The organism is Alcanivorax sp. NBRC 101098 (assembly GCF_001010505.1).
GTDB lineage: Bacteria > Pseudomonadota > Gammaproteobacteria > Pseudomonadales > Alcanivoracaceae > Alcanivorax > Alcanivorax borkumensis.
The window spans coordinates 187,460-201,579 of the sequence record NZ_AP014613.1; the positions used below are offsets into that span (position 1 = coordinate 187,460).

12 protein-coding genes are annotated in these 14,120 nt (G+C 51.8%); 9 read left to right on the forward strand and 3 right to left on the reverse strand.

Features of this window, described 5'->3' with window-relative positions; translation table 11 throughout:
- Positions 1-28: 28 nt before the first annotated feature.
- Together rpoZ and gmk are read right to left on the reverse strand one after the other, a co-directional pair.
- Positions 29-292 (reverse strand): DNA-directed RNA polymerase subunit omega, encoded by a 264-nt coding sequence (gene rpoZ, locus AS19_RS00895; RefSeq protein WP_011587474.1) that lies wholly within the window; start codon positions 290-292, stop codon positions 29-31.
- A 150-nt stretch (positions 293-442) separates the two neighbouring features.
- Positions 443-1,066: a guanylate kinase gene (gmk, locus tag AS19_RS00900; protein ID WP_046961617.1), complete on the reverse strand. Its 624-nt coding sequence runs from the start codon at positions 1,064-1,066 to the stop codon at positions 443-445.
- A 101-nt stretch (positions 1,067-1,167) separates the two neighbouring features.
- Here gmk and doeB point away from each other — a divergent pair, with 101 nt between their 5' ends.
- The 9 genes from doeB to AS19_RS00945 all read left to right on the forward strand — a co-directional run bounded on the left by doeB (position 1,168) and on the right by AS19_RS00945 (position 12,419).
- Positions 1,168-2,157 (forward strand): N(2)-acetyl-L-2,4-diaminobutanoate deacetylase DoeB, encoded by a 990-nt coding sequence (doeB, locus tag AS19_RS00905; protein ID WP_011587476.1) that lies wholly within the window; start codon positions 1,168-1,170, stop codon positions 2,155-2,157.
- An 18-nt stretch (positions 2,158-2,175) separates the two neighbouring features.
- Entirely contained in the window at positions 2,176-3,861 is a 1,686-nt protein-coding gene (ilvD, locus tag AS19_RS00910; RefSeq protein ID WP_046961618.1) for a dihydroxy-acid dehydratase, read from the forward strand.
- 182 nt (positions 3,862-4,043) lie between these two features.
- Complete coding sequence (locus AS19_RS00915) at positions 4,044-4,922, forward strand: metal-dependent hydrolase (protein WP_011587478.1); 879 nt, start codon at positions 4,044-4,046, stop codon at positions 4,920-4,922.
- 29 nt (positions 4,923-4,951) lie between these two features.
- The gene (locus AS19_RS00920) at positions 4,952-5,932 is read left to right on the forward strand and encodes a BtrH N-terminal domain-containing protein (RefSeq protein WP_011587479.1); all 981 of its coding nucleotides are present in this window, start codon (positions 4,952-4,954) and stop codon (positions 5,930-5,932) included.
- Positions 5,933-5,950: 18 nt separating this feature from the next.
- A complete protein-coding gene (locus AS19_RS00925) occupies positions 5,951-6,886 on the forward strand; it encodes a PaaI family thioesterase (protein ID WP_046961619.1) in 936 nt (311 codons plus the stop codon).
- Positions 6,887-6,918: 32 nt separating this feature from the next.
- Positions 6,919-8,484, forward strand: coding sequence for a long-chain-fatty-acid--CoA ligase (locus tag AS19_RS00930; RefSeq protein WP_255352975.1), 1,566 nt, complete (start codon positions 6,919-6,921; stop codon positions 8,482-8,484).
- Positions 8,485-8,534: 50 nt separating this feature from the next.
- Positions 8,535-9,695, forward strand: a complete 1,161-nt coding sequence (locus AS19_RS00935) for an acyl-CoA dehydrogenase family protein (RefSeq protein ID WP_041704621.1) — start codon at positions 8,535-8,537, stop codon at positions 9,693-9,695.
- 8 nt (positions 9,696-9,703) lie between these two features.
- Positions 9,704-10,819, forward strand: coding sequence for an acyl-CoA dehydrogenase family protein (locus tag AS19_RS00940; protein ID WP_046961620.1), 1,116 nt, complete (start codon positions 9,704-9,706; stop codon positions 10,817-10,819).
- Positions 10,806-12,419, forward strand: a complete 1,614-nt coding sequence (locus AS19_RS00945; RefSeq protein ID WP_041704624.1) for a GMC family oxidoreductase — start codon at positions 10,806-10,808, stop codon at positions 12,417-12,419. The genes AS19_RS00940 and AS19_RS00945 overlap by 14 nt, the downstream gene beginning before the upstream one ends.
- Before the next feature lie 788 nt (positions 12,420-13,207).
- On the opposite strand, the gene AS19_RS00950 is transcribed toward AS19_RS00945, so the two are convergent.
- Positions 13,208-14,092, reverse strand: coding sequence for a metal-dependent hydrolase (locus AS19_RS00950; protein ID WP_011587485.1), 885 nt, complete (start codon positions 14,090-14,092; stop codon positions 13,208-13,210).
- Between the last annotated feature and the right edge of the window lie 28 nt (positions 14,093-14,120).

The window sequence follows — 14,120 nt, forward strand, 5'->3', positions numbered from 1 at the left end:
ATCGCAATAAAACAGCGGGGGCGGGCACTTACTCGCCGAAAGACTGGGTCAGCAGCGCTAGCTCGTCCACGTCGGCACTGCGGTCCGCGATGGGGTTATCCACGGATTCAGCGGTGACGAGGCCTTCTGCGATTTCGCGCAGGGCGACAACGGTGGGTTTGTCGTTTTCCCAAGCTACACGTGGCTCTTTACCGCCGCTCTGCAATTGATGGGCGCGCTTGCCGGCAACCAGCACCAGCTCAAAGCGGTTATCCAGTTTTTCCAGGCAATCTTCTACGGTAACTCGTGCCATGTTGCTCTCCTGACAAGCTGACGAGGCGGGCTCGACATGAACCCGCGCCGTCTGATAATTCGCAAGGAGGCGATTTTACGGGCTGAGGGCGGGGCAAGTCCAGTGCCGGCCGCCGAACGGCGGTGCCGTGGCAAGCGCGGCGCCGGGCGATCAGCGCCGGGCGAGCAGGTTCTGCAGGGTGGCGGCTTGGCGCGCGGCCTGTCGTGCTGTCACCAGCCGGCGAGCTTCGACAATGGCTTCCAGCTCATAGAGGGCGCGCTGGAAGTCATCGTTGACCACCAGATAATCGAATTCTCCGTAGTGGCTCATCTCTTCTTGGGCGCCGTCTAGGCGTTGCTGAATAACCGTTTCGTCGTCGGTTTCCCGGCCGCGCAGGCGGCCAGCCAGTGCCTCCAGGGAGGGCGGAAGAATGAAGATGCTGACTGAATCCGGGAGCTGTTTGCGTATTTGGGTGGCGCCTTGCCAGTCAATCTCCAGAATGACATCGTCGCCGGTGCGCAGGGTCTGGGCTACCCAGTCAGCGCTGGTGCCGTAGAGATTGCCGAACACTTGCGCATGTTCCAGAAAACGACCCTGCTCCACCTGGCGCACAAAACAGTCGCGGTCGGTGAAGTGGTAGTTCACGCCGTCTTTTTCACCGGGGCGCATGGCCCGGGTGGTGTGCGAAATGGAAATGCGTACCTGGGCAAGCTTGTCGACCAGTGCGGCCACCAGGCTGGTTTTGCCGGCGCCGGACGGGGCGGAAATGATGTACAGCGTGCCTTTGTCGGCCATATTAAGGAATGTCCTGTTCGCGATCCTGGTAAAGCGCGCATTATAGGCGTAAAGAACCGGGTGCGTCATATGCACTCTGATTCGGAGATAATGGACTCGCTATGCAGGACAGCGCGATCAGCGCCACGGTGGATTTCCATCAGGACGGCGTGCAACATGGGTTCCTCAAGCTGCCGTACTCCCATGACCAGTCGGCGTGGGGCAATGTGATGATCCCGATCACGGTGATTTGTAACGGCGAGGGCCCCACCGCGCTGCTCACCGGGGGCAACCACGGTGATGAATACGAAGGCATCACCGCCCTGCTCAAGCTGGCCAACCGGCTAGGCGCGGAAGAGATCAGTGGCCGAGTCATCATTGTGCCAATGATGAACCACCCAGCGGTGCTGAACGGCACACGCACCTCCCCGTTGGATGGTGGCAATTTGAACCGCGCCTTCCCAGGCAACCCCGTGGGAACCCTTACCGAAAAAATCGCCGATTACTTCACCCGCTACTTGGTGCCGTTGGCTGACGTGGTGCTGGATATGCATTCCGGTGGGCGTACTCTGGATCTATTGCCCTTTGCGGCCACCCATCGGCTGGCCGACGCCACCTTTGGCGCCCGTTGCCTGGCCGGGGCCCAAGCTTTTGGCGCACCGTACACCCTGTTTATGGCGGAGCTGGAAGAGGCCGCCCTATTCGACAGCGTGGTGGAAAGCCTAGGCCGGGTCTTCATCAGCACCGAGCTGCGTGGAGGCGGCACCACCACCCCGGGCACCGTGGCATTGGCGGAGCAAGGCGTGGACAATGTGTTGCGTTTTGCCGGCATCTTGCCCGGTGATCCGCTGCCGGTGGCATCGCAGGCGTTGGAGATCCCCAGCGCAGACTATTACCGTGTCAGTCAGCATCGTGGCCTGCTGGAATTTGCGGTGGAGCTGGGTGACTGGGTGCAACAGGGTGACGTGCTTGCCCGCGTTTACTCCCTGGAACGTACCGGTGAGCCACCGGTGGACTATCGGGCGCCGTTTGCGGGCATGTTGATCGGCCGCCGCCACCCGGCACGGGTGGACGTGGGCGACACCTTTGCCGTGCTGGCGGTGAAGCGTTAACTGGAATCAGGAGAACATATGAGTGACTCAAAGGGCGATCCGCGTCGCCGCCATTCAGCAAAGGTCGTGGACGGCCCCGGTAAATCCGCCAGCCGGGCCATGCTGCGGGCGGTGGGGTTTACCGATGAGGATTTCCATAAACCCCAGGTGGGCATTGCTTCTACTTGGAGTCAGGTGACGCCGTGCAATAGCCATATCGGTGAGCTCGCCGAAAAAGCCTGCGCTGGAGCCGATGCGGCCGGCGGCAAAGGGGTGATTTTCAATACCATCACCATCTCCGATGGCATCGCCAATGGTACCGAAGGGATGAAGTATTCGTTGGTCTCCCGCGAGGTGATTGCCGATTCCATTGAAACCGTGGCGGCTTGTGAAGGCTTTGACGGCCTGGTAGCTCTTGGTGGCTGCGATAAGAACATGCCCGGTTGCCTAATGGGCATGGCGCGGCTGAATCGCCCCAGCGTCTTCGTCTACGGCGGCACCATCATGCCCGGCAAGGGCCACACGGATATTGTTTCTGTGTTCGAAGCCATGGGAGCCCATTCCCGCGGCGACATGGACAAAATCGAACTCAAGCAGATAGAAGAAACTGCCATTCCCGGGCCCGGTGCTTGCGGCGGCATGTACACGGCCAACACTATGGCCTCGGCTATTGAAGCGCTGGGCATGAGCCTGCCGGACAGCTCCGCACAGAATGCGGTGTCGGAAGAGAAGCGTGATGATTGCCAGCGCGCCGGCGAAGCAGTGTTGGCGCTACTGGAACAGGACATCAAGCCCTCGGACATCATGACGCGGGCTGCATTTGAGAACGCCATCACTGTGGTGATCGCCCTGGGCGGTTCCACCAATGCGGTGCTGCACCTGATCGCCATGGCGCGCACCGTGGGGGTGTCGCTGTCGCTGGATGACTTTACCGAGATCGGCAGGCGGGTGCCGGTGCTGGCGGACCTGCGCCCCAGTGGCCATTACATGATGAGCGAGTTGGTGGCCATCGGCGGTATTCAGCCGTTGATGAAGGTGCTGTTGGAGGCGGGTTTGCTGCAGGGTGATTGCCTGACGGTCACCGGCCGTACCTTGGCTGAGAACCTGGCGGATGTTAGTCCTTATCCACTGGATCAGACGATCATCGCGCCACTGTCTGCGCCGCTGAAAGCAGAAAGTCACCTGCGCATCCTTTATGGCAATTTGGCGCCGGATGGCGCAGTGGCCAAGATCACCGGCAAGGAAGGCACCCACTTTTCCGGCCCGGCCCGGGTGTTCGGTTCGGAAGAAGAAGCGCAGCAGCGGATCAATGATGGCACTGTGGTGTCCGGGGATGTGGTGGTGATCCGCTATGAAGGCCCCCGCGGCGGCCCAGGCATGCGTGAAATGCTCACCCCCACCTCTGCCATCATGGGGCGCGGCCTGGGTGACGAGGTGGCGCTGATTACCGATGGTCGCTTTTCCGGCGGCAGCCATGGTTTCGTGGTAGGCCACGTGACCCCAGAAGCTTTCGATGGTGGTCCGCTGGCATTATTGGAAAACGGTGACCAAATTACCATTGATGCCGAAGCCAACACCCTGGTCGTGGCGCTGTCTGATGCGGAGTTGGCACGCCGCCGTGCTAACTGGCAACAGCCAGCACCACGCTATACCCGTGGTGTGCTGGCCAAATACGCACGGCTGGTGGGTTCGGCCAGCGAAGGCGCGCTGACGGACTTAGGTTAATCTGTTGCCGTTTTCGAGGCTCCTTGCTCCCGTCGACTTAGGCCTCACCCTCCGATGATTTGATCGCTGATAGAGCCCTAGCAGTCAGAGGGAGAAGGGCTTGGGTGTTGACATTTGGTCGTTTGGCCAAATAAGATAATTACATTAAACCATGCAATGGTAACTGCTCATTCGGAGGAATTATGAATTCTGTACCTATCCAGCCGCGCAAAGTCGCATTTGATGTTTCCTCTGTTCCGCGGCACTGGAATGCGGGCGATCCCGTTCTTACTCGCTTTTTTGACGCGCTGTCAGTGCATTTCCCGGAAGGCGAACGGTTTTTTATCCAATCTGTGCGTAACTTTCAGGATCAAGTAACAGATAGCCGTCTGCGTGAAGATATTCGTCATTTTATTCGTCAGGAAGGTCAGCACGGGATTGTCCATGATCGTTTCAATGATGTGATGGTTGGTCAGGGTGTGGACGTGGAGAAGGTAACTGCGAATCTGCGAACATTTATCCGCACTACACAAAAGTACCTGCCTAAAAAGTACCAATTAGCGATGACTGCGGCATTTGAGCACTTCACTGCAACCCTTGGTGAGGCAATGGTTAGTGAAGATAGTGATATGTTTCGGGATGCTGACCCGGTCATGCGGGCACTTTTCCTGTGGCATGGCGTAGAAGAAGTGGAGCACAAGGCTGTTGCTTACGATCTTTACCAGAGTGCTGCTGGTGGCGGTTACCTAACCCGCGCGTCGGCGCTAATTGTTGCTACTCTGATGGTTCATCTTGTTGTAGCTCCAGTATTCTGGAATATGCTCAGGCTCGACGGTGCTACGCGAAAGCCGGGTGTGATTCTGCGAGGCCTTAACAAATTATATGGCCGAAAAGGCATTCTTACTGGGATGTTGCCTGAATTTTTAGATTGGTTCCGTCCAGGCTTTCACCCCTGGGATACGGGTATGCCAGAAAAGGTTGCTGCTTGGCTTTCGGAGTATGAGGAGCATGGCGACCCGATGCAGGCATCGGAAACAATTTACGGCCCTGTTGGTCCTGTTTCCCTAAAAGTGGTGGCCTAATGCCGAAAAGAAAGCCGGAGGAGGCTGGCATGAGTGGCGCCGAATACCATAAGCACACTCATAGGCCTGGACGTCATTGTGGTAGCTCAGCCATCAGGGATCTGCTCGAATTTCATGGGCTTAACCTGACTGAGGCTTTCTGTTTTGGCCTGGGTGCGGGGCTTGGTATTACCTATGTGGAAATACCAAATTCTGATACGCCTTTTATTGTTCATGTTCGCTCAATGGGTTTTGAAGAGGCGGTGTTCTCAACACTGGGAGTGCCGTTTCATTGGGAATCTTGGCAGGATAAAGAGGACGCTGCGAAGGCGCTAGATGGATATCTTGATGCTGGTCGTCCTGCTCTCTTGTTAACCGATATATATCACCTTCCTTATTTTAAAAGTAGTACCCATTTCCCCGGTCATGCAATTGTTGCTTGGCAGCGGACTGATGATGGGAAAACGGTTTTGGTGAGTGATACCGAGCGGCCTGAGCTTCTTGAGGTGCCGCGCGATAAGCTGGCACTGGCGCGCTTTTCTTTGACGCCACCTTTTATTCATCACGGCTCTCTGTTCGCTCCGGAAGATATCTCAGTTGAAATCTCTCCCGAGCAGGTCAAGAGTGCGATTATTCGTAATGCGCAAACGCTTAAAGATGGTGATAAAAACCAGGGCATTGAAGCACTGAATACTTGGATCAATGATCTTCATCGCTGGAAAGATTTTGAAAAATGGCCTTGGTTGCTGCGTTTTGCGTATCAAGTGATAGAGAAGCGCGGTACTGGCGGCGGTGGTTTCCGCACTATGTATGCAGAGTTTATTGATGAGGCAGAGGAGGTAATCCCCGCACTCAAAAAAATGGGCCTGTCTGATTTGATGCGCGACTCTGCCAGCGCGTGGTCTGCATTGGCTGATTGTCTTCGCTTGGGTTCTGAAAGTGAGACGTTTCCTACTGAGATGATCCGTGAAGCCATAGCCAAGGTGAGAGAAGCAGAATTGCGGTATATAGACGCCGCGTTGACATTATGAAGAACGAAAGTTGCTAATATGACGGCTGTAAATTCAATATCTAAAGATCTTCTTGCCGCGAGTGGTTTTTTTGGTGCCTCACACCCTTTGTTTGGGGCTTTCGGAATCGAGATGGAAGAAGTTGCCCCTGACGGGGTGGTTATGGGCATGCCCTGTGTGCCTGATATGTGTGATAGCAACGGTGTGTTACACCGTGGTGCAATTGCTACATTGATGGATACGACTTGTGGCTTGGCGATTTTTATTCGTCTCGGAGATATGCGGCCAATCGCCACTATCGATCTACGTGTCGATTTCATCACTATGCCGGGTATCAATGAGGCGATTTATTGCAAAGTCGTATGCTTTGCTATTGAAGGGGACATCGCCTATGTCCGTGGAGAGGCATTCGGCCGTTCTGGAGATGATGTGTTGGCATCAGTTTCTGGCAGCTTTGCGATCGGAACATTAGGCCCTTCGTTTGATAAACCAATTGCAAAAGAAAAAGATAATAAAAAAGATGTGCCGAAAGAGCAGTCGGGGGAAGCTGGCTCTGATATAAGAAATGAGGCTCCTCCTTCCCATCATGCACTCCCTGATGAATCACCATACTCGAAATTTCTCGGCATATGGTTAGGTGATGATGATGGCGTAAAAACCTACGAAATGTCGTTTCGCGACAAACATGTCGGTAATCCGTTAATCAAAACTTTCCACGGCGGCATCTTGGCCAGCTTTGCAGAGATCGTTGCTGGAAGCTATTTGACATCGAATAATGGGATTAATGATAAGTCGATATGCTCAAGCATGACCTTTGATTATCTTAGGCCTGCCTTCGCCGGAACATTGCGAGCCGAACCAAGAATTATTAGAGAAGGTAGACGCTTCATTATCGTTGTCGTGGACCTCTTTATTGAAAAAAATAAAGTTTCGCAGGGTCGGTTTATATACAAGAGAGCCTTGGAAACAATCTGATTTATTACAATAAAACTTTCTTAAAATCCTCAATGGAGCGTCCAGTCATGTATATCACACAGACCTTGCGTCGTGCTGTTCAGTTAAATGGAGAAGGTACGGCCACTATTTTTGCTGGCCGGAGACAAACCTGGAAGAAGTTTGAGGATCGTATCGCACGCCTTGCAAATGGTCTGGTAGGGCTGGGGGTTGAGTCGGGCGATAGGGTTGCGATCCTATCGCTGAACAGTGACCGCTATATGGAGTATTTTTATGCGGTTCCCTGGGCGGGAGCTGCGGTAAACCCTATCAATATTCGTCTCGCACCGCCGGAAATTGCATTTACGTTAAATGATTCAGGTTCGAAAATTCTATTCATTGATGACACCTTTTCAGCGTTGCTTCCGATACTCCGACCACAGTTTGAATCAATAAAGCATGTGGTTTTTATTGGTGATGGTGAGTGTCCGGAAGGTTGTATTGATTATGAATCGCTTATTGTTCAATCCGAGCGAATGAGCGATGTAGACGCGGGCGGAGATGACCTTGCTGGCCTTTTTTATACCGGCGGTACTACGGGGCGCTCGAAAGGGGTAATGCTTAGTCACGACAACCTAGTATTCAACGCACTGAATGTCGTCGCAGAAATGGGGTATGGGCGTGACACTGTCTATATGCATGCTGCTCCAATGTTCCATCTGGCTGACATGGCCAGCACTTTTGCTGTAACCCTTGCAGCAGGAACCCATGGAATTGTTCCTCGTTTTGATGTTGATGAAGTTTTGGCGTTCATAGAACGCGAGAAAATCACAGACGCCTTGCTTGTGCCAACCATGGTTAATCTTCTTGCCTCATCTGGGCGTATTGCTAATTACGATGTAAGCAGCATAAGGCGAATGCTTTATGGAGCCTCACCGATGCCAGAAGCGGTGTTGATAAGCGCGATGGAGCAAATGCCGAAAGCCTCGTTCGCCCAGGGCTATGGCCAGACTGAAGCTTCACCAATCATTACCACGCTTGCTCCTGAGTTTCATGTTGCTGGTGGCGAAAAGTTACGGAGCGCAGGGCGTGCGGCCTTGGGTGTTGAGGTAATGGTTGTAAATGAAAACGATGAAGAAGTACCTCGTGGCACAGTTGGTGAAATCTGTGTGCGTGGTGGCAATGTCATGCGTGGTTACTGGGGTATGGAGTCCACCACGGAAGAAACTCTGCGCAACGGATGGTTGCATACAGGGGATCTTGCTTACATGGATGAGGATGGTTTCGTTTTCATTGTTGATCGCGCCAAAGATATGGTTATTAGTGGCGGTGAGAACATTTTCTCGGTTGAGGTCGAAGGCGCTATATATAGTCATTCGGCAGTACAAGAATGCGCAGTGATCGGAATCCCTGACGAAAAATGGGGAGAATCTGTTCATGCGATAGTGGTGTTATGCGAAGGAAGTAGTGCCAGTGAGACAGATATCATTGATCACTGTAGAGAAAAAATAGCTGGCTATAAGGTGCCTCGTTCGATTGAGTTTCGGAGTGAGCCGTTACCCATCAGTGGGGCAGGAAAAGTATTAAAAAATGAACTTCGATCCCCTTACTGGGAAGATAAGAGTATGCGGGTTAACTGAATTGAGTTTTTCGCCCGTATCACGAAACAGATAATAGCTTGGAGACTTCCGTGAATCTGGATTTCAACGAAGAAGAAAAGAAATTTCGTGAAAGCATCCGGCAATGGATGGTTGAAAACGTCCCTGAAGATGTTCGCAGCTGTACCGCCCGCGGGGCGATGCCGGATAAGAGCATGCAGCAGCGCTGGGAGCGTTTGCTTGGAAGCAAAGGCTGGCTGACAACGACTTGGCCAGAGCAATATGGTGGCCCTGGCTGGAGCGCAACTCAGCGCTATATTTTCGACCTAGAGCGGGCTTTGGCCGGTGCGCCACCGACGAGTCCTTTTGGGGTAGCCATGGTTGGGCCGGTGCTTTATACCTTTGCCTCTGAAGAACAGAAGGAACGCTGGTTGCCAGGTATCCAAAGTGGAGAAACGCTCTGGTGCCAAGGGTATTCCGAACCTAATGCTGGCTCGGATCTGGCCTCATTGAAAACGCGTGCCACGCTTAACGGTGATCATTATTTGGTAAATGGCCAGAAGATCTGGACGACTCAGGCACACTGGGCGGACATGATGTTCTGCCTAGTGCGTACAGATAACACCGTGAAGCAACAACAGGGCATCTCATTCCTACTGATCGACATGAAAACGCCTGGGCTTGAGGTGCGACCGATTTACTCGATCGATGGACATCACCACCTTAACGAAGTGTATTTCACAGATGTGAAGGTTCCAGTGGAAAACCTTGTGGGCAAGGAAGGGATGGGGTGGACCATCGCTAAGTTCCTGCTTACTCACGAACGTACGACTATTGCTGGCGTGGCTGATATTCATCATGAAATAAATCGTCTCAAATCAGCCATGGAAAGTCTGCCCACTGAAAATGAGCGGCAGCAGGCTCAACGGCGCTTGGCATCTCTGGAAATAGACTTGATGGCATTGGAGTACACCAATTTTCGTACCGTAGCTGCGACCGATGAGGGTAAGCCCTTTGGGCCAGAGTCTTCAGGGCTGAAAATTAAAGGCACCGAATTACAGCAAAGAGTTTCTCAGGCGATGGTTGAGATCGGTGGGCTGATGTCTCTGCCATGGGATAATAAGCAACCGATTGGAGACGAAGTATTTAATCAAGCCAGTCGCCGCTATAACTTCCTGCGTGCCTGCACTATCTATGGTGGATCTAACGAGATTCAGAAAAACGTATTGGCAAAGATGCTGCTCGGATTGTGAGGTGAGGCATGGATTTCAAGTTACCTGAAAATACCACGATGATTGCCGATACGGCGCGCCGTTATCTAAAAGATAATTACTCGTTCGATACCTATATTGCTCAGCTTGATGAGAGCAACCATTTGGACGAAGGCCGTTGGCAGGCAATGACAGATTTGGGTTGGTTCGGTCTTCCTTTTGCGGAGTCTGTTGGCGGATACGGCGGCACGTTATTGGATGTGTCAGCGATCGTGCAGGAGATGGGGGCAGCTCTCTGTCTTGACCCTTATGTCGATTTGATCGTCTCCCCTGGAAAGTTGCTGGAGCACGTAAGCACATCAACATCACTGTCATTGCTTGAGAAAGTGATTGCCGGTGATGCACGAGTGGCATGTGGGTTTTACGATCGGCATGCCGGCTACAATATACTGAAGCCCTCATTAAGGCTTAATAGCGGACGCCTTTCAGGCCAGAAGCATATCGTCTCAGATGGTGGTTGTGCAGATACCGTATTGTTGTCCGCGATGTCTGGTGATGAGCTGGTGATTATCGTATTGCCTATTGAGGCTTGTGATGTCGAGCGGTATCGGCTGTTGGACGGAAGTCGTGCTGCCAGTTTGACCCTCGATGATGTCGAAATCAGTGAAGAAATGATTTTGTGTCGTGGAGAGGACGCTAAGCAGGCTGTTCTTGCTTGGTACGATTATCTCTGTGCGCTGGATTGTGCACGCATGTATGGGGCTTCTCGTCAGGTATTTCAGTCAACGCTGGAATATGCTCAAACACGGAAGCAATTTGGCACTGCCATTGGCAGTTTCCAGGTGATACAGCATTATCTTGTCGATCTTTTTATCGATCTACAGCAGCTTGAATCGATGCTTCTGATGGTATCGGTAAAAGCGGAAAGTGACTGCATTTCCGAGCGTGTTCGAGCTACTGCGGGAGCAAAGGCTTACTACGCGAGCCAGGCGGTGATTATTGCCCAACAAGGCATCCAGATACATGGTGGTGTTGGCGTTACTGAAGAGCTTAATATCGGGCACTACTTTCGCCTTATTACTCATTGTTCATTGAGTCATGGTGACCGGGAACATCACATAACGCGCTTTAGCCAAGTAGGAGATAGTGCACATGGAGGCATTTGATTTCATCGTTGTGGGCGCGGGCTCGGCCGGCTGCGTGCTTGCCAACCGTTTAAGCGAGAGTGGGAAATACTCCGTGTGCCTGATTGAAGCAGGCCCTCATGACAATAGTGGCTTCGTAAATATTCCCTTTGGCCTTATTGGGTTGATCAAAAAAGGCAAGCGAAACTGGGGTTATGACACAGCGCCACAGAAGAATCTTAATAATAGAAGCCTCTATTGGCCCCGTGGCAAAACGCTGGGTGGCAGTAGTTCAATTAATGCTATGGTCTATATTCGTGGACAACAGCAGGATTATGATGATTGGGCGGCGGAGGGCGCGTCAGGTTGGGCATGGAAGGATGTGCAGCCTATTTTCAACGCGCACGAGAACAACGAAGAATACCCCAAAGATAGCTTCCATGGTGTTGGTGGGCCTCTAAATGTAACTCGGGTGAAGGATATTAATCCCTTGACCCCTATGTTTATCCGCGCTGGCGAGGAGCTGGGTTATCCCCGTAATGATGATTTTAACGGGCCAGATCAAAAAGGCTTTGGGCGTTTTCAGGTAACACAAAAGGATGGGCGGCGCTGGAGTTCAGCGCGCGCCTTTTTGGACCCAGCACGTGGCCGAAAAAACCTGACAATAATGACTGAGATTCAGGTAAGAAGAGTGCTGTTTGGTGATGGCCGGGCGATTGGGGTTGAAATACGTGATGGTGATGGGAATGTCACGAAAATAGGAGCACATAAAGAGGTTGTTCTGTCCGGTGGCGCGATCAACACTCCTCAGCTGCTTATGTTGTCGGGTATTGGAGATAAAAAACACCTAAATGAAGTCGGGATCAATTGCCTACATCATTTGCCGGAGGTTGGAGCTAATCTTCAGGACCATCTGGATATGACGGTCTTAATAAAGGATCGAAGTCGGCAGTCTATTGGGATGTCGCCTTTCTTTTTGCCCCGATTGATTCGTGCTTTCTACCAGTATTTCCGTCATCGGCGCGGATTTTTGGCCAGCAATGCTGCAGAAGCAGGGGCCTTTGTTAGTTTGCTCAGCGATGAGGATCGGCCCGATGCTCAGTTTCACTTTTTGCCGGCGTTCCTTCGTGATCATGGCCGCCAGTTGACCCCGGGTTTCGGTTGCACTATCCATGTTTGCCAGCTTAGACCCAAAAGTCGAGGGTGGATTCGTTTAGCCAATAGCGATCCATTAGCAGCACCAATCATTGATCCGAATTACCTCTCTGATCCTGAGGATGTCAGTGTACTCCGTGAGGGGGTGAAATTGGCGAGAAAGGTCTTCCACAGCAAATCGTTTCAGCCGGCTTTTGGGGGGGACGATGAGCCTAACTCAAGCATTGTAAGCGATGCGGATATTGATGCTGATATTCGTCAGCGTGCTGAAACCATTTACCATCCGGTTGGTACTTGTCGAATGGGCAGTGATGATGGCGCGGTGGTGGATGTTCGTTTACGTGTGAACGGAGTGAAGGGTTTGCGTGTTGCGGACGCTTCGATTATGCCATTATTGATCAGTGGTAATACGAATGCACCATGCATGATGATTGGTGAGCGAGCGGCACAGTTTATCTTAAGCGATATTGAAGGGGCGGCTTGTTAAGCTTTCTTCGGAAATTAGCCCCAAGGCTAGCTACTAGGCTTTGGGGCTAAAACCATCGTGTATTAGGATGAAATGAGAGGCAGCAAGCAGAATAAGAACTCAGCTGTTACGCTATATGACACATGTTAGTTTTCGTTAACCGGTAGAAAGGTATTCTCCCCAGTATTTACCCCGCGTTTCTGTCTTTGAGTGCTTAATTCAGCGCTAACTTGATCTCGATTACACGCATCGCAGCGGTTTCCACTCAAACAGATCACCTCCTGACAGCGTATATTGGCACACTCTAAAAGCGATCGAAAAAGCACGTCTGGAGCGAGCACAGGTTATTCATGTGCATAGATAGGTATGCCCTTTTCCAAAATTCCTGATTAAGGCTGCGTGGCAGTGGATGCTGAGCTCTGCCCACTGTGCCTCTGTGGTTTATGAGCTGTTCCATGTGATTTGTGATTGCCAAATTCGGCAGGGTAGTGTTGGGTCGCGTGGAGGGTGGGACAAGCCAGAAACCATGTAGTAACAAGGCTACGCGAATACGAGTAAAGTAATCACGCTGTTACTGTTTCGCAACCCGGATAGTTTGAAGCAGGATCAACGTAGTCCGCTTGCGGGTTTCCCAAAGAAAAGAAGGCGTAAAAAAATGAACGACTGGAACCATTTTATCAAGATAAAATGGTGGTGATACCCGGGATAGCGACTATATCTTAATGAAGATAAAAGCCGCTTTCCCGGGGTTTCGTGGTGAATCTTTTATGCTGCCACCCTACCTACGTGCAGGTGACGGGCTAACATAATCAGGCAGCTGAATTGCTATATTGATCATGCAATGCTCCGCCTACGGCAAATAGCTTATCTCGCCAATTGCTCTCCAGCTGTTTGGTATTGTGTTGATTGGGGTGGAAATTCGGTTCTACGAATTCGGGAAGCCTTGATAGTATGCGTGATACAAAACCATTGCGACCCAATAATACGTTAAGACCTTTGATATTATCTTTTAAATTACCTAGCTGGCCGTCTTTTGCCAGCATCCAGCTCCAAGTTACTCCTAGCATCGGAAGCAATACTACTACGGACGCCAGTGCTGCGGCGGCTCTTTCGATACGGCTGTTCCCGATCAGCTCGTAAACGTCATAAGCAACAGATTTGTGCTCAAGTTCTTCAAGTGCATGCCACTGCCATATCTTGATCATTTCAGGGTCAGCTTGCTGTACGAATTGTTCATCGTTAAGGAGCTGTTCGGCTAGAAGGGCAGTGAAATGCTCCATAAAAGTCGTGGCCGCAAGTCGCGTGCTCGGGGGTAACTTTTCAAGTATGGCTAGGCCAATTTTAACGAAACGGTCCGGGGCCTGCATGTCAAAGCCGTACTCAGAAAGGATGTTGTTGAGTCGGTCATGTTCGCGACCATGGATGGCTTCCTGACCCATAAATCCTGAAATTTCTGCACGCAGAGTTTCGTCTTTAACTTCATTTCGAAAGTGTCTTACCGATTCCATGAAGTATCGTTCGCCCGGCGGAAAAAATCCCGAAAGCATTGCGAAAAATGTCGTGGCAGTTGCATTTCCTGCGTAGAAGTATTTCGGCATATTTTCTGGGAAACTAAAATTAATATGTCTAGGCGGAATGCCAACGAGGGCTCCGCTGAGTTTTTTTATGCTTTTGACAGGGTTTGAAGAGCGCATATCGCCTCCAGTATTAAATGTAATGGTT